Genomic DNA, 16,536 nt, shown 5'->3' on the forward strand with positions numbered 1-16,536 from the left:
TCACCTGCCGCAGGGCACAGGAACCGGATGCTGACAGCCGCAGGCAGCCAGATAAGCTCCTGCGGGAAAGGGGAATGGAAATGAACATAGTCATAGGGCTGATCGCCTTTGTTTTCATGCTGGGGGTCATTGTGCTGATCCACGAATTCGGACATTACATTGCCGCAAAAAAGTTCGGAGTCTATGTCCGGGAGTTTTCCCTGGGCATGGGGCCGGCATTGTGGCAGAAGCAGGGAAAGGAAACGGTTTTTTCCATCCGGGCCATACCCTTTGGCGGCTACTGTATGATGGCAGGGGAAGCTGACAACGTGGAAGATGAGGAAGACCAGGAAGACTGGCAGCATGACGTGCCGGAAGACCGGTGGCTGAATCACAAAAAAACCTGGCAGCAGATCGTGGTCATGGCCGCCGGTGTCTGCATGAATTTTCTGCTCGCAGCCATTCTCTATATTGCGATCGCCCTGTGCCAGGGTTATGTGGTGGTAAGCGAGCCGGTCATCAGCGAAGTCATTGCCGACACACCCGCTGAAACTGCCGGACTCCAGCCTGGAGACAGGATCACAAAACTGGAAGCGGACGGGGATGTGCAGACCATCGAGACCCAGAGCGATGTCACCACGTTCGTGAATCTGCACCCTGGTGAAGAAGTGCAGGTGACGGTGGACCGCAGCGGACAGGACCAGATCCTGAGCCTCACGCCGGAACTGGATGAAGAATCCAATGTCTATCTCATCGGGTTCCGTTCCTCGGCTAAGGCCGTTCCCATCCCCTGGTACCAGAGCATCGGTGAAGGCCTGAAAACGATGTGGAACAACACCACGCTGATCTTCCGCTCCTTCGGCATGCTCCTGAGCGGCAAAGGCTTCGAGAACCTGTCCGGCCCCATCGGCATTCTCGACGTCACCACACAGACTGCTTCCATGGGACTGCTGCCGTACCTGAGCCTGTTTGCGCTCATCAGTCTGAATATCGGCATCTTCAACCTGATCCCGATCCCGGCCATGGACGGCGGACGAATCCTGATCCTGGGACTTGAACGGATCTTCCGGCGCAAAATCAATCCGAAGATCGTGGAAAACGTCATTGCAGCGAGCTTTCTGCTGCTGATCGGGCTGTTTCTGTATGCCAGCTTCAATGACATCATGCGGCTGATTGGCTGATATCATCCATATACGGCTCCCATTGCGGGAGCCTTTTCTCCTGTCCTGCCGATGATGGCAAAGACCGGGCACAACCCATGTCCGGCTCCAGCCCTGTGCTGACCGGATTCCGGGCATCAGATACAATGAAGTCATGAACATCTTTGAAGCCCTGAACCAGCCCGGCTTTTCGCCGGCAGAACAGCAGGTGGCGGATCACCTGAAGAAACAGCCCTGGAAAGCAGCGGGCATGACCGTACGGGAACTGGCGGCCGAAACCTTTGTGTCTCCTGCCACGGTTCTTCGGGTGGCGCACAAATGCGGATACAGCGGATGGCGGGATTTTACTGCCGCTCTGCTTCTGTATTCCGAAAATGCCAAGCAGCAGCAGGTATCCGTCAATATGTCCCGGCCTTTTGGCATGCAGGGATCCTCTGCAGCGATCGTGTCATCCATCAAGTCCCTGTTTGAACAGACTGTTCAGGAAGCCGCAGCTCTGATCTCCCTGGAAGATCTGGAAAAAGCTGCATCCATCCTCACAGCGGCGGACCGGATCTTTGTCTTTGCCATTGGAGACTCCTCCCTGACGGCGAGGTCTTTCATGAACAAGCTGGTGAAGGTCAACATCCATCCCGTCCTGGCCACGGAATATGGGCAGGAAATCGAGGAATGCTGGAATATGCAGCAAGGGGATGCAGCCCTGTTCGTGTCCTATCACGGTCAGTCAAAGGACCTGGTCCGCTGTGCGTCGATCCTGAAATCAAAAGGGATTTTTTCCATCCTGGTGACCAGGGAGGGAACAAACCCTCTGGCTGAAACCTGCAGTCTTGTCCTTCCGGTTCCGGCTCACGAAAAGCTCAGGAGGATCGCCAACTTCCATTCCCGTATCGGGATGGAGTTTGTTCTGGATGTCCTGTTTTCCATCTTCTACCAGCAGAATTACATCCGGTTTGAACGGCATAAAGCCATGCTGGATGCCAGCCGCTGAAACAAAGTTTGAAGGTTCGGCGGCTTTTTTCTGCCATCGGCAAAACAGAAAATCAGGATGAACAGCGGCTCTTCTTTGCCGGCTGCCTGCGCGCTATGTTGAAGGTGCAGGAAGAAGCAGTGATGCTGACAGCAGACACTTCCGGCGCAGAAAACAGGAGGAACGGATATGGAATACAACAGCCTGATGCACATTGGATTTTTCACAGACCGGATGGAGGAAATGGTCCGGTTTTATACGGAGGTCCTGGGAGGAACGGTGAAAGTCGTGTCCCGGTACGGCAGTTACCTGCACAGGGATGACAGGCCGGCCATGCAGGCCATTGCCAAAGTGCGGCCGAATGACATCTTCAACATCTATGTGGAGATGGCACCGGGTCAGTTTGTGGAATTTTTCCCCAAAGAAGAGGGCCAGAAGGAACACACAGGGTTCAATGAACACCTGGGGTATTCCCATTTCGCCCTGTGTGTGCCGGATATCCAGGAAGCCGTGCGGGAACTGGAAAGCAGGGGACTGACCTTTGACACCAAACTGTCGAAAGGACCATCTGAAACATGGCAGATCTGGGCCCATGACCCGGATGGAAACAAGTTCGAGATCATGCAGTTCACCGACAAGTCCTGGCAGGTGACAGGACATGGAGTGGATGCATGAAGCTGGGGATCATCGGCACGGGTCTGATCGTACAGGAGTTTCTGCCGGAACTGACAAAGCTGGAAGGGCTGGAGGTGAAGGCGCTGCTTTCCACGCCGCGATCGAAAGAGAAAGCGGAAAGACTGGCTGCAGAACACGGCGTGACGGCTGTCATGACTGACTTTGAAAAGCTGGCGTCTCAGGACATTGATGCCGTGTATATCGCAGTCCCCAATGACCTGCACCATCTGTATGCCAAAAAGGCACTGGAGGCCGGGCTCCATGTCATTGTGGAAAAACCCATGGCCGCCACAGAAGCACAGGCCAGGGAACTGGCGGAGCTGGCCCGCAAACAGGACCGGTGCCTGCTGGAAGCGGTCACTGTCAGCATGCTGCCTGGATTTGAAATGATCCGCCGTTGGCTGCCTGCGATCGGTCAGGTGAAGTCCGTCTCCTGTTCGTACCTGCAGTACTCCCGGCGCTATGATGCCTTTCGCAGCGGGGAGATCCTGCCGGCGTTCGACCCGGCCAAAGCCGGCGGGGCACTGATGGACCTCAATGTATACAACCTGCATTTTGTCCTGAACCTCTTCGGCAGACCGCAGGAGACACGGTATTTTGCGACAGTGGAACAGGACATTGATACAGGCGGCACACTCATATTGTCGTATCCGGGATTTCAGGCCGTCTGCACTGCAGCCAAGACCTGCAGCGGGCCAAATCAGTGCATCATTGCAGGCACCTGGGGCACCATCACCACTTCTCAGGCAGCGAACACCATCGGAAGCGTCACGCTGGAGCTGAGAAATGGTCAGCGGGAGACCTTTGAACCGCCCAGGGAGTCCAGGGTGCTGCCGGAGTTTCGACGGTTCATGAAGATCATAGACGGACACAGGAAGAAGGAGGGGCTGGAAAAGGTGGAGGTCTCTCTGGAAGCGGCCAGGATCCTGACAGAGACCCGGAGGCAGAATGACATCGTGTTTCCTGCCGATGCAGACTGAGCCGGGTCAGTGAGTTACAGGCAGCTGACAGTCCCGTGAAAGGAGGTGATGGAGTGAAGGCTTCATCGCCTTTTGCGGATGCGGCAGACCGTCCTGAATGACTCGCAGCCTCAACGGCTTGACCTGTATTGTCAGGCGGGGATATACTGATTGCAGATAACACATAACAAATATGTTATGTAATGAAAGCCGAACCTTCATAGGCAGAAAGGACTGCACATGCCCATTGACACCACGCTGAAAGCTCTGGACGATCCTGTCCGGCGCCGGATCCTGCATTTGCTGCAGGAGAAATCCATGACCGTGACCGAACTGGTTTCGCACTTCGACATCTCCCAGCCCGCCATTTCCCGGCATCTGGCGATCCTGAAAAAAGCGGACCTGATCCGCGACAGCCGGCAGGGAAAGTTTGTCATCTATTCCCTCAGCACGTCAGTTCTGGAAGAAATGATCCTGTGGATCCGGGAACTGAAAGGAGAAACCGATGAAACAGCAGATTCTGAAGTACCGGAAAGAGCTCGCAGCTGAAACGCTGGTCCTGTTGCTTCCCACACTTGCGGGTCTTGTCCTGCCAGCCTCGTCATCTGATTTTCTGCGGCTGGAATGGCAGTGGCTGCTGCCGGCTTTCAACGTGGCTGTCTTCTGGGGGACTTTTCTGTTCTGTGCCGCGGTTCCAACCTTTCGCAGCGTATCCCGGAAAACAGTCACATTCCTGTTTCGCCTGCTGACGGTTTCGGAAACAGCTGTCTGCCTGATCCTGATGGCGCTGGATTACGGCAGCAGTTTCAGCGTCGTGACCCTGATCAACGGAATGACCGCTCTGCTGTTTCTGATCATCGGCAACATTCTTCCGAAAATCGGGCCGAATTCCGTCATCGGCATCCGGACCAGCTGGGCTCTGCAGAGCGAAGAAGCCTGGAATTATACACAGCGGCAGGGCGGCAGGCTGATGGTTCTGGCTTCCCTGGTGATGCTTCTTTGCTGCTTCATGCCAGGGTGGCAGCCACAGGTGCTGTACTGGACAGCACTGCTGGGATCGGTTGCCGGTTCGATCTGGATTTCCTGGAAGTATGCCAGGGATCATCCCGCACCAAAGGCCGCCGCCTTGCAGGGACCGCAGGAAAAGAAAGCGGAGAAAACCGCTGCAGTGGTCACGGTGGTGCTGCTGGTGATGGTGGCTCTGGGAATCGGGGCTTTGCTGGCACTTTCAGAGTATCAGGTGGTATTCCGGCAGGACAGACTGGTCCTGGATGCAAACACAGCCCCGGATGCGGCCATACAGTATGCACAGATCCGGAGTCTCCGGCTGGCGGATGCCGATGATCCGCAGGCGGCCACAGGTTCAAAGGTGGTCGGGTACAACGGGTTCGGCCTGGAGATGGGAACCTTCGAGAGCAGCCGGCTGGGCAGATATCACCGCTATGTGCATGCGGGCAGCCCGGTGATCGTGGTTCAGACTGACCAGGAAACGGTTGTGTTCAGCGGCAGGGATACACAGGAAACCCGCAGTCTCTATGAGAGGCTGAAGGAGAAAACGGCTGAAGCGGGTGACTGGCAGGAGGGACCGGCAAAATCCGGTTGAGCGTTCTGCCGTTTCTGATTTATCTGATTACTCTTCTTTTACTGTAAATCCGGAATAGAGACTGTTAGACTGGAGTCATGAACCATTCCCTTTATATTTCGCAGAAATTCTTCTCGCTCTGGGGCGAATACAATGTCGAGAACAACGCCGGTCAGACTGTATTTACAGTCCGGGGTGAACCGTCCATCACACGCCGTCAGTCAGTCTTCGATGACAGCGGAAAACAGGTGGGAGAACTCCACAAAGTCCTGCTTTCCTGGCTGGCAAGGTTTGAAATCGATATCGATGGACAGCCCGCCGGCACGATTCAGCAGAAATTCGGGTTCCGCCCGAAGCTGGAACTGGAGTACTTTGGCTGGAGCGTCCAGGGCAATGTCTGGGGCTGGAACTACGATGTCCGCGATGCGCAGGGGCAGGTCATTGCACAGATCCGCAAGGAAATCTGGCATCTGACAGACCACTATGCGATTCATTATGATGATCCCCGAAACAGGCTGCCGCTGTTGCTGCTGGCCCTGGCCATTGACTGCATCAGCGATTCCAGTGCCATGGCAAATGCCGGCTGACTGCCCTGGCGATTCAGGGGACGCATCCGGCAGAATGGAGAACAGGAAAAAAACCGGTCACGTGAGATTCTGTGAAAGAATCGGATGTGACCGGTTTTGCCTGTCTGCGCCAGCGGAAACGTGGCAGCTGCGCTGACAGGGAGAGTTACATAAAATACAGTATGGCAATCAGGAGGCAGAGACTCGCAAGCACGATGAAGATGTGCCAGGTGAAGTGAAAGAACCGCTTCTGCGGGTTGTTGTAGAAAAACACACCGATGGTATACATCACACCGCCCAGGACAATGAGCAGCAGGAAGATCCAGCTGGATTCCCGCAACAGCGTGGGCAGAATGGCCAGGGCCAGCCATCCCATGACCATGTAAATGGTCAGGGACAGGACCTTGAGCCGCCGGCTGGTCAGCGACTTCAGAAGGATCCCCGCCACCACCATGCTCCATTCGATGGCCAGGACCGTCCAGCCGGTCCAGTTGGGCAGCATCACCAGGCAGATGGGCGTGTAGGTCCCTGCAATCGCCAGCAGGATCATCATGTGGTCCAGGCGGCGGAACACCGACTTGTAGGGTGTGCCGTAGGGCATGATGTGGTACAGGCAGCTGGTGCCGAACATGAACATCATGGAGATGAAATAAATCGAGATTCCCCAGGCACCGGGCGTGCCCCACATCAGGTACGCCCGGATGGCGTAATAGGGAAGGGTGAAGAGCAGGGCAAACATCATCACGCCATGACTGATGGCATTGCCCACTTCTTCGCCGAAGGACAGCCGGAAGGGCTGATCCATCATCTTGGATTCTTCGTGTTTCATGGGGGGAATATATCATTATCTGGTATTGAAAACAAGACATCGGCATATTGTGCAACAGATGAATGACCGGCATACCGGAAGCCGGTTTCCTTTAAAGGTCCGGGACTTGAGACAGGGAACGCTTCCAGTGTTTTGCGGCAACGCTTTTGTCAATGGTATACTGTTTTTTTCAGTCAGGAGGTGGGCCATTGTTTCTCAAACGCATTGAGCTGCAGGGCTTCAAGAGTTTTGCGGACAGGACAGTGCTGCAGTTTGACCAGGGAGTGACGGGAATCGTCGGTCCCAACGGCTGCGGGAAGTCGAACATCAACGACGCGATCCGCTGGGTGCTGGGGGAACAGAGCACAAAATCCCTTCGCTCCGGGACAGCCATGAGCGACATCATTTTTTCCGGAAGCGAAGTCCGAAAGCCGGTGAATCTTGCCAGCGTGTCTCTGGTCTTCGACAACACACAGCGCATTTTTGCGACCGACTTCGACGAGGTGGAAATCACGCGGGTGATCCGCCGGAACAGGGATGCCCAGTATCTCATCAACCGCACGCCCTGCCGGCTCAAGGATGTCACGGACCTGGTCATGGACACTGGTCTGGGCCGCGATTCGCTCTCCATCATCACCCAGGGCAACATTTCCTCCTTTGCGGATGCAAAACCGGAGGATCGCCGGAGTCTCTTTGAGGAAGCAGCCGGGGTCGCAAAATACAAAAAACGGAAAAAGACATCGCTGGCGAAGCTGGAAGCCACGCAGGCCAATCTGGAGCGTCTGCAGGACATTCTGGATGAGCTGGAACGCCAGCTGGGACCATTGGAGAAACAGGCAGAGAAGGCGCGCCGCTACATCTCGCTTCGGGATGAACTGTCCTCCATTGAGATTACGGTGCTGGCAGACGAGATCGGGTCTCTTAAGGAGCAGGTCAGCCAGCTGGAGCAGGACATTGACCACAGCCGGATCCAGGAAGGGCGCATGTCTGAAGACATTCAGCGAAAGGAAGCCAGTGTGGCGGATCTTCGCAGGGAAACAACAGAACTGGATTCCCGGATCCTGGAACTGCAGAAGCAGTATGCAGCAAACCTGCAGGAGCGCGTGAGTCTGGAAAAGCGGAAGACGCAGCTGGACGAACAGCGCCGGCGGCTGCTGGAAAGCGGATCGGATGAAGACCGCCGGAGTCAGCTGCAGGCCCTTGCGTCAGAAGCCCGTCTGGAATACGAAGACAGGCTGGACCGTCTGAACAGCCTGGAACAGACCCGGCAGGAAACGGAGAAGAACCTGGCGGATCTGCGGCAGAAGCAGGAGGTCCTGCAAAAGGAACGAAGCACCGCATCCAACCGCCTGCAGGATCTGCAGCGGCGGCAGGATACAGTCACGGCCATGCTCCGGCAGCCTTACACGCACCAGCAGGGGGTCAATGCGGTGATGAAAGCCCGGCAGTCTCTGCAGGGGATCGAAGGAACCGCTGCGGCCCTCCTGCAGCCAAAGGAAGGCATGGGTTCCGCTGTGAACGCGGCTCTGGGCGGTGCGGTGTTCAACATCATCACCACGGATGAGCAGTGTGCCAGGGGCGCCATCCGGTTTTTGAAGCGGAACCGCTCGGGACGGGCGACATTTCTGCCCATGAGCGTATGCCGGCCGCGGTTTCCCAAAAAGGACCAGGAAACGATTGCACAGGCAGCACCCGGTGCTGTTGGCTGGGCGGCGGATCTGGTGGACTGCAAAGACAGATACCGCAATGTCAGAGACCGTCTGCTGGGGAACATTTTCGTCTGTGACACCCTGGAGCATGCCAATGAAACAGCCCGCCGGCTGAAATACGGTATCAAGATCGTGACTCTGGACGGGGACATCGTCCACACAGGCGGCTCCATGACCGGCGGCAGCCAGAAACAGGGAAGCAGCCTGCTGACACTGCAGGATGAACAGCGTCAGCTGGAAAAACGGGCGGCAGATGCCCAGACAGCGGTTCAGGAACTGTCCAGGTCCCTGGCACCGCTGGAGAGTCAGGTACAGCAGGTGCAGGAAGAGCTGGTGCAGCTGCAGGTGGAACGTGCCAAGCTGGAAAACATCGCTGCACTGAAGAAGGAAAAGTACGAAAGCCTCAAAAGCCGGCTGGCGGCAGCGGGAGAAGAAGAGGACCGGCAGGCGGTGCAGGATTCCCTGGCAGCCGAACTGTCCCGGATGCACCGCACTATCGACGGGCAGGAATCACAGATGAATGCCCTTCAGCAGCATCGGCGGGAAACCGGGGAGTCTCTGACCGGGCTGGAAGAGGAGATCCGGATCTTGCGCAGGGATCTTTCGGCTTTGCAGAACGAAAGCCGGAAGGGGGAAGTGGCAGCTGCGGGACTGAAATCCCGCATGGAGAGTCTTCTGATGCGCCTGAACACGGATTACACCATGACCTATGAATTTGCCCTGACGCAGAAACGGGACGTGGACCTGGAACAGGCACGCATCCGGGTGCGCGAGCTGCGGGAGGAGATCCGCGAAATCGGGTCGGTCAACCTCGACGCACCGGAGGAATATGATGCCCTGCATGAACGGTATGCGGATCTGAAGAAGCAGAAAGAGGATCTGGAGGAAGCCGGGACCCGGATCCTCAGCGCCATCAGCGAGATGGATGAGACGATGACGACGCAGTTTGACGAGATGTTTCACAAAATCGACCACGAGCTCGACGGGGTGTTTTCCGCCATGTTCGGGGGAGGTCATGCCAGACTGATCCTGACGGATCCGGAGGATCTGCTGACCTCCGGCGTGGATATCGATGTGCAGCCTCCCGGCAAGCGGGTCAAGAACATTCAGACGTTCTCCGGCGGGGAAAAGGCGCTGATTGCGATTTCCGTCCTGTTTGCGATCCTGAAGGCCCGGACCATGCCGCTTTGCATCTTTGATGAGGTGGAAGCAGCCCTGGACCAGGCCAATGTGGAGCGCTTCGCAAGATATCTGTCGAAGTTCAAGGAGGACTCTCAGTTCATTGTGGTCACGCACCGGCCCGGGACGATGGAACAGTGTGATGATCTGTATGGCGTGACAATGCAGAAAGACGGTGTTTCGACGATTCTCAAGGTAAGGCTGGAAGATGCCAGGGAAATGGCAGCCAGCGCCTGAGAACCGGTGATTGTCCTGCGAAGGACAACCGTTCATAATAAAGACATGTGGCAGGACACAGAGGGCGGCTGCCTGTTCCCGGTTCACGGGACAGGGATGGCGTCCGGAATGCTTCTGCCAGTGACGGCCAGGCTGTCGATGCAGTCGTCAGCCTGGCCGGAGAGGAGAGACAGAATGGGCTTTTTTTCAAAGCTGAAGGAGAAATTTTCCCGGAGCGAAGACAAAGACAAATATCTCAGCGGCCTGACACCTTCCCGGAAGACCTTCGGAGACCGAATCCGCGCCCTGAGCAACAATTACCACGGGATCGATGACGAGCTTCTCGAAGAGCTGATGGTGATCCTGCTGGAAAGCGATGTGGGGATCCATGCAGCGCAGAAAATCGTGGACCGGTTCGAAGAGAATGCGTCCCGGATCAGTGACTATGGATCCATGGAGGAGTACTTCATCCAGATCCTGCGGGAGTTCTATGATGAAAGCATTGTGCTTCCCCTGAATATGGAACAGGATGTGCCGGTGGTGATTCTGATGGTGGGTGTCAACGGATCCGGAAAAACCACCACGACGGCGAAGCTGGTCAAGTACTACAAGGACCAGGGCAAGAAAGTCTGCGTGGCTGCTGCCGATACCTTCCGGGCAGGGGCCGTGGATCAGATCGAGACCTGGGCTGAACGCCTGGGAGTGGAATGCATCAAGGGCAGGCCGAATCAGGACCCCTCCAGCGTCCTGGTTGACGCCTGCCGGCGCGCAAAGGAAACCGGAGCGGACATGCTCATCGCCGACACGGCCGGCCGTCTGCAGAACAAGCAGAACCTGATGAACGAGCTGACCAAGATGCACCGGGTATGCGAGCGGGAGATCGAGGGAGCACCTCACGAAACCTGGCTGGTGCTGGATGCAACCACCGGTCAGAACGGCATCCTGCAGGCCCATCAGTTCACCGAAGCCACGAATGTGACTGGCATCATCCTGACCAAGATGGACGGCACCGCAAAAGGCGGTGTGGTGATGGCCATCCGCGACGGTCTGGAGCTGCCCGTCCGCTTCCTGGGGCTGGGAGAAAAGCCGGAGGATCTGCGGCCGTTTGACCTGGATCTGTATCTGTACGGCATTACGAAGGGGCTGGAAGATGACACGGATCGAAGCGAATGATCTCTTCGACATCTACGGACCGCTGCTGACAGAACGACAGCGGGAGATCCTGACCCTGTCGATACAGGAGGACCTGAGTTTCGGGGAAATTGCTTGGGAACTGGGCATTTCCCGGGCTGCGGCAGCGGATGCCGTCAAACGCGGCGAAACACTGCTGTCCCAGTACGAAAAGCAGCTGGGCATAGCCGGTATACGCCGGAAGGTCCTGGAGCTGCTGGACGGACAGCCTGTTCTGCAGGAACAGGTCCGGCAGCTGTATGCATCTGCCGGACTGCCTTCTGCCGGGACCGAATAACCACCATCCGCCGGCTGTGCGCAGGATCCCGGCGGTTTTTTCTGTATGGCTGTCCCGAAACAGGCGGAAATCAAAAAAAGAAAGCGCGAAACATGAGTGGCCTGTGTCATGCAGGCTGATTCGGCGTATAATCAAATAGATTTGAAAAAACAAGGAGGAAACTCTATGAGTATCGTCATGAGTGTCAACGCGGGAAGCTCTTCCCTGAAATTTCAGGTATTTTCCATGCCTGAAGAGAAAGTTCTGGCCAAGGGCCTGGTGGAGCGGATCGGGCTCCCGGATTCCATTTTCTCCATTACGGTGGATGGAAAGAAAACGGAAACTGTCTGTGACATTCCCAACCACAAAGTGGCTGTGGATATGCTGATCAAAGCCCTGATCGACAAGGGTGTCGTGAAAGACCTCAATGAGATCGAAGCCGTCGGCCACCGCATGGTACACGGCGGCGAGTATTACAGTGATTCCGTCAAGGCCAGTCCGGAGGCCGAAGCCAACTTTGAGAAATGCATTCCGCTGGCACCACTGCACAACCCGGCAGGTCTGGTGGGGTACCGGAGCTTCAGGGAGGCACTGCCCAGAGCAAGCCACACATTTGTGTTTGACACCGCCTTCCATCAGACGATGCCGGAGGAAAACTACATTTATCCGATTCCGTACGAATATTATGAAAAGGACCATATCCGCCGATACGGTATGCACGGCACGAGTCACAAGTACCTGACAGAGCGGCTGGCCGAGATCCTGGACAAGCCGGTGGAAGACATGAACATCATCACCTGTCACCTGGGCAACGGCGGATCCATCACGGCTGTCAAGAACGGCAAATCCTTCAAGACATCCATGGGCTTCACCCCGCTGTCCGGCGTCATGATGGGCACCCGCTCGGGAGACATTGACCCGGCGATCCTGATTTACCTCCAGAAGCAGTATGGCTACACGGCGCAGGAACTGGATGACATTCTGAACAAGAAGTCCGGTATGCTGGGTGTTTCGGGCATCTCCTCTGATTCCCGGGATATTGAAAATGCCGCAGAGGAAGGCAACGAACGGGCGATCCTGACGCAGAAGATTTACGCTGACCGGATCATTGAGACAGTTGCCGGGTATTACGGCCTGATGGGCGGAGCGGATGCCATTGTCTTTGCGGGTGGCATCGGCGAAAATGCAGCGCACATCCGCCAGATGGTCTGCGACGGTCTGGAAGCCATTGGCGTGAAGCTGGATCCGGAGAAGAACAACATCCGCGGCAAGGAAATGCTGCTGTCTCCGGAAGATGCGAAAACGAAAGTATGGCTGATTCCGACCAACGAAGAAGTCATGCTGGCCAGGGATGCCTACAAGGACCTGCTGAATGCTTGAGAAAATCTGGGAAAAGATCCAGGCAGCTCCGGTGATCACGCTGTTTCGGCACGTGAATCCCGACCCGGATGCTCTGGGATCCCAGCGGGGTCTGAAGCGGGCCCTGGAACACATCTTTCCGGACAAACAGGTCTATGCCCTGGGTGAAATGAGCAAAGACGGGTTTGAGATGGATCAGGTGTCGCCGGATGCTGTGAAGCAGTCTCTGGCGATCCTGCTGGACACCAGCAACCGGGACCGGATCGACGGCAAAGACCTGTATGAACTGGCCGCAGACACCATCCGTCTGGATCACCATGTAAAGGTGGAGGATCTGGCCACCCTGGATTATGTGGATGAAGCTGCCAGTGCAACGGGTGAGATCGTGGCACAGCTGCTGCAGGTCAATGGCCAGCACCCGGGTTCGGCAGCCGCCCAGGACCTGTACCGGGCACTGACCGCCGACAGCCAGCGGTTTACGACCGGCAACACCCGCCCGGAGAGCCTTATGGCCGGTGCCTGGCTGCTGCAGGAAGGGGCCGATGTCGTGGCCGATCTTCTGGCTTCCAGCCGGACGTCCATGCAGGCGTGGAGATACCAGAACTGCATCCGGTCAACGGCTGTACAGATGCAGAAGTTTCTGTTTTCGGTCATGGAGCCGCAGGATTACCTGCAGTATGGACTCGCCGAAACAGATGCCCGGGAAAATGTATTCGTGCTTTCCGGCTGTGCCGAGGTTCAGATCTGGGCGCTGTTCACCCGCTGTGCAGATGGTACCTTTGCTGCCAGTCTCCGGTCCAGACAGCTGGAGGTCCGGGACATTGCCGAATCCTTCGGTGGCGGCGGGCACATCTGTGCGGCAGGCATCAAGGGCCTGTCCAGCGTGAAGCTGACGGACCTCATCACACAGCTGGCTGCACGCAGTCTGGAAGAACCGGTTTCGCAGGTCTGAATCCTGCGGTCTGATGAATCAAAAGCCCTGACGGTCAGGCAGAGTGAGGCACAGACAGCCTCACCTGCCGCACCCGGCAGGGCTTTTTCCGCTGGTCTGGAGCTGAATCTGCTGATTGCGATACCCGACGGGCAGAGCAAAGCATAGGAGGAAGGTATGCTTTTTGCGGTTATCTGAGGCTAATTGTATTTCTGTCAGGCGTACAATTAAGGCATCGAAAGAAGGTATGGCGTATGGACAATACTTATAAAACCTATGATACGGACAAGCTGGTGGAACAGGCACAGCGGGCCGGAACGCCGATCGTGGATGTCCGTCCGAAGGAAATGTATGCGGAAGGCCACATCCCCGGTGCAGTGAACATCCCGCTGGCAGACATGGAAACCGCGGATGTGAAACCCGGCAGTGTCCTCTACTGCATGACCGGCTACCACGCCGGCCTGGCAGAGGAAGTCCTGCACAAGCGGGGCATCAGGGCCACAGACATCGGCGGCATGGATTTCTACCATGGTCCGGTGGAAAAGTAACGGAAAGAAGGCCTACAGATATTGAAACAGGCACAGTCAGTCAGTGACTTCGAACAGACGATTCAGAGCGGTTCCCCGGTCCTGGTGGACTTCTGCCAGCCCTGGTGTCCCTGCTGCAAGGCGTTTTTCCCCACCCTGGAAGCCTATGCACAGAAACCCGGCAGCGTGGAGGTCATGCAGGTGAACGGCGAGGAATTCCCGCAGATCTTCGAAGCCGCGGGCATTGAAAGCTGTCCCACGGTGATGGTTTTCGTGAATGGCCAGCCTGTCTCGAAAGAAGAGGGCGGCATGACGATCGCGGAACTGGAGCAGTTCCTTTCCGAAGCCGTTTCCAGGTAAACCCCATAAAAACGACAGCAGAATGAAACAAAAAACAGATCCGCAATGGGAGCGGACCTGTTTTTTGTCGGGGATAGGAGCGGCTGAACTCAAGTACCATGGATGACAGCTTCATGCATGCAGAAAACCGGCTTTGCCTTGCTGGACAGAAAAAGGTCCACAGGGAAACAAAGCCGGTTTTGTTCTGTTGCATCCATGGAGGAACGGAAGCGGGGTCTCAATACCCGTAGCGCTTCTGTTCCTTTGCGAGAATGACGATATTTACCAGAAGGGCCAGAACTTCTGCCAGCGTCATGGACCACCAGATTCCGGATACCCCGAAAAACTGCGGAAGGATCAACACACAGGCGGCCTGAAACACAAGCGACCGCAGGAACGCCACGGCGGCGGAGATCAGACCATTGTTCAGGGCCGTGAAGAGGGCCGATGTGAAAATGTTTATCCCTGCAAAGACAATGCAGGTCGCAAAGATCTCCATTGCATCAATGGTCATGGCTTCCAGAGATGCATCATACCCTACATAGACTGCTGCGAGGGGACCTGCCAGGATCTCTGCAAGGGCAGTCATGACAAGTCCCGCACAAAGAGAGATGACGAGACTTTTCCCGAACAGGGAATGCAGCTCCTGCCGGTCCTGGGCACCGAAATGATAGGAAATCACGGGACTGACGCCCATGGTGTAGCCGAAGAAGACGGCAATGAAGAAGAAAGCCACATACATGACGACACCATAGGCAGCCACACCCTGTTCCCCGACATAGCGCATGAGCTGGAAATTGAACAGGATCGAAACCAGGGATCCCGAGATGTTGCTCATGAACTCGGACATGCCGTTGAGACAGGCCCTGGCCACCGGACCGGCTGCCGGCACAACGGCCATCAGCCGTAGGGAGGAAGAGCGGGAGGTCATGAACCAGACAAGCGGCGGAATGCTGCCGACACAGGTCCCCAGTCCGGTGGCCAGGGCGGCCCCAGACGTTCCCCAGCCGAAGACAGCAATGAACAGCCAGTCCAGGATCATGTTGGTGATTCCTGCCGCCACGGTGCAGACAAACCCGAGACCAGGTCTGCCGGCAGCCGCCAGGAAAGACTGAAACACATTCTGGAGAATGAATGTGGCATTGAAGAACAGGATCACGCGGGCATATTCGACGCAGTCTTGCATCATGCCGGCATCCGCTCCCAGCAGCCGGGCGATATCCGGCGCAAAGATACTGCCGAGGGCACCTGTCAGTACACCTGTGACAACAGCCGTCCAGGTCACCATGGAAAAGTACCGACTGGCCAGTTCCTTCTTGCCTTCTCCCAGGGTGCGTGCCGCCAGGGCAGTGCCACCGGTTCCGTACATGAACCCGAGTCCGCCCAGGATCATGAGAGCCGGCATGATGAGATTGACGGCCGCAAAAGCGGTCTGCCCCGCCCAGTTGGAGACGAAGAACCCATCCATGACGCCGTAGATCGAGCTGAAGACCATCATGGCCACCGGGGCCAGACAGTATCTGAGAAGTCTTCCATAGGTGTAATGACCTGCCAGTCTGTTCATACGCGAATCTCCTTTCCTGCCTCTGCATCCCCGTGCCGGGGTTGCCGCCGGAAGCCGGATTGTGCCGGATCACTGTCACGTTCCAGCTGCCCGGACAGGGCAGCATACTCCTCAAAAAGCGCGACAAAGGATTCCGCTTTTTCTGCCCCCATGGCTTCCAGAACTCTGTATTCTGTGTCCTGGACCTGACTGAAGATGGCCGAACATACGCTGCGTCCATGAACGGACAGGGAAATGGGTCCCCGTGTGTGTTCCTGAACCACATAGCCGTCCCTGCGCATGGCAGCCAGTGCAGAGGAGACTGTCTGTTTCGGCAGCCCGCCATACTGGACCAGCTGTGCCGATGCAAGAGGGACCGGGGAATTCCACAGCAGGCAGAGAGTCCTGAACACACTGTCGGACATACCTGCCTGCAGGGCGGGCTGCCGGTAGATGTGGTCCATGGCATTGAATGAGAGTGAGAGACGGTTGTTGAGTCGTGCAGTCTGCATACAGTCTCCTTTCCGATACAGCCGGTTTGTGGCTGCCGTTTCTGTCAGAGGGAGGATACTTGGTCCGAAATCGATGCA

17 protein-coding genes are annotated in these 16,536 nt (G+C 56.5%); 14 read left to right on the top strand and 3 right to left on the bottom strand.

Features of this window, described 5'->3' with window-relative positions; genetic code table 11:
- The first annotated feature begins 80 nt into the window (after positions 1–80).
- From rseP to aalo17_RS04485, 7 genes are all read left to right on the top strand, one after another.
- A complete protein-coding gene (gene rseP / locus aalo17_RS04455; protein WP_067556066.1) occupies positions 81–1,160 on the top strand; it encodes an RIP metalloprotease RseP in 1,080 nt (359 codons plus the stop codon).
- 133 nt (positions 1,161–1,293) lie between these two features.
- A complete protein-coding gene (locus aalo17_RS04460) occupies positions 1,294–2,127 on the top strand; it encodes a MurR/RpiR family transcriptional regulator (protein WP_067556069.1) in 834 nt (277 codons plus the stop codon).
- Between the two features lie 168 nt (positions 2,128–2,295).
- Complete coding sequence (locus aalo17_RS04465) at positions 2,296–2,781, top strand: VOC family protein (RefSeq protein WP_067556072.1); 486 nt, start codon at positions 2,296–2,298, stop codon at positions 2,779–2,781.
- Positions 2,778–3,761 (top strand): Gfo/Idh/MocA family protein, encoded by a 984-nt coding sequence (locus tag aalo17_RS04470; RefSeq protein ID WP_067556075.1) that lies wholly within the window; start codon positions 2,778–2,780, stop codon positions 3,759–3,761. The genes aalo17_RS04465 and aalo17_RS04470 overlap by 4 nt, the downstream gene beginning before the upstream one ends.
- A 219-nt stretch (positions 3,762–3,980) precedes the next feature.
- On the top strand, positions 3,981–4,289 hold the full coding sequence (locus aalo17_RS04475) for an autorepressor SdpR family transcription factor (protein WP_067556078.1): 309 nt from the start codon (positions 3,981–3,983) through the stop codon (positions 4,287–4,289).
- On the top strand, positions 4,246–5,343 hold the full coding sequence (locus aalo17_RS04480) for an SdpI family protein (protein ID WP_067556081.1): 1,098 nt from the start codon (positions 4,246–4,248) through the stop codon (positions 5,341–5,343). Before aalo17_RS04475 ends, aalo17_RS04480 begins: the two co-directional genes overlap by 44 nt.
- A 77-nt stretch (positions 5,344–5,420) precedes the next feature.
- Positions 5,421–5,909 carry an LURP-one-related/scramblase family protein gene (locus aalo17_RS04485; protein WP_067556085.1) on the top strand — a complete coding sequence of 163 codons (489 nt, stop codon included), beginning with the start codon at positions 5,421–5,423 and terminating at the stop codon, positions 5,907–5,909.
- 145 nt (positions 5,910–6,054) lie between these two features.
- Here aalo17_RS04485 and trhA read toward each other — a convergent pair whose 3' ends face one another.
- Complete coding sequence (trhA, locus tag aalo17_RS04490; RefSeq protein WP_236940509.1) at positions 6,055–6,717, bottom strand: PAQR family membrane homeostasis protein TrhA; 663 nt, start codon at positions 6,715–6,717, stop codon at positions 6,055–6,057.
- Between the two features lie 188 nt (positions 6,718–6,905).
- Between trhA and aalo17_RS04495 the strand changes: the two genes are divergently transcribed.
- The 7 genes from aalo17_RS04495 to aalo17_RS04525 all read left to right on the top strand — a co-directional run bounded on the left by aalo17_RS04495 (position 6,906) and on the right by aalo17_RS04525 (position 14,424).
- Entirely contained in the window at positions 6,906–9,821 is a 2,916-nt protein-coding gene (locus aalo17_RS04495; protein WP_067556088.1) for an AAA family ATPase, read from the top strand.
- Positions 9,822–9,995: 174 nt separating this feature from the next.
- The gene (gene ftsY / locus aalo17_RS04500; protein WP_067560103.1) at positions 9,996–10,973 is read left to right on the top strand and encodes a signal recognition particle-docking protein FtsY; all 978 of its coding nucleotides are present in this window, start codon (positions 9,996–9,998) and stop codon (positions 10,971–10,973) included.
- On the top strand, positions 10,951–11,268 hold the full coding sequence (locus tag aalo17_RS04505; RefSeq protein WP_067556091.1) for a sigma factor-like helix-turn-helix DNA-binding protein: 318 nt from the start codon (positions 10,951–10,953) through the stop codon (positions 11,266–11,268). Before ftsY ends, aalo17_RS04505 begins: the two co-directional genes overlap by 23 nt.
- A 165-nt stretch (positions 11,269–11,433) precedes the next feature.
- The gene (locus tag aalo17_RS04510; protein ID WP_067556094.1) at positions 11,434–12,627 is read left to right on the top strand and encodes an acetate/propionate family kinase; all 1,194 of its coding nucleotides are present in this window, start codon (positions 11,434–11,436) and stop codon (positions 12,625–12,627) included.
- On the top strand, positions 12,620–13,558 hold the full coding sequence (locus aalo17_RS04515) for a DHH family phosphoesterase (RefSeq protein ID WP_067556096.1): 939 nt from the start codon (positions 12,620–12,622) through the stop codon (positions 13,556–13,558). Before aalo17_RS04510 ends, aalo17_RS04515 begins: the two co-directional genes overlap by 8 nt.
- A gap of 233 nt (positions 13,559–13,791) precedes the next feature.
- Positions 13,792–14,085 (top strand): rhodanese-like domain-containing protein, encoded by a 294-nt coding sequence (locus aalo17_RS04520; protein ID WP_067556099.1) that lies wholly within the window; start codon positions 13,792–13,794, stop codon positions 14,083–14,085.
- A gap of 21 nt (positions 14,086–14,106) precedes the next feature.
- Positions 14,107–14,424 carry a thioredoxin family protein gene (locus aalo17_RS04525; RefSeq protein WP_067556102.1) on the top strand — a complete coding sequence of 106 codons (318 nt, stop codon included), beginning with the start codon at positions 14,107–14,109 and terminating at the stop codon, positions 14,422–14,424.
- A gap of 217 nt (positions 14,425–14,641) precedes the next feature.
- Here aalo17_RS04525 and aalo17_RS04530 read toward each other — a convergent pair whose 3' ends face one another.
- On the bottom strand, positions 14,642–15,967 hold the full coding sequence (locus aalo17_RS04530) for an MATE family efflux transporter (RefSeq protein ID WP_067556105.1): 1,326 nt from the start codon (positions 15,965–15,967) through the stop codon (positions 14,642–14,644).
- Positions 15,964–16,458 (bottom strand): MarR family winged helix-turn-helix transcriptional regulator, encoded by a 495-nt coding sequence (locus tag aalo17_RS04535; RefSeq protein WP_067556108.1) that lies wholly within the window; start codon positions 16,456–16,458, stop codon positions 15,964–15,966. Before aalo17_RS04535 ends, aalo17_RS04530 begins: the two co-directional genes overlap by 4 nt.
- Between the last annotated feature and the right edge of the window lie 78 nt (positions 16,459–16,536).

This window comes from Faecalibaculum rodentium (assembly GCF_001564455.1).
GTDB classification, from domain to species: domain Bacteria; phylum Bacillota_I; class Bacilli_A; order Erysipelotrichales; family Erysipelotrichaceae; genus Faecalibaculum; species Faecalibaculum rodentium.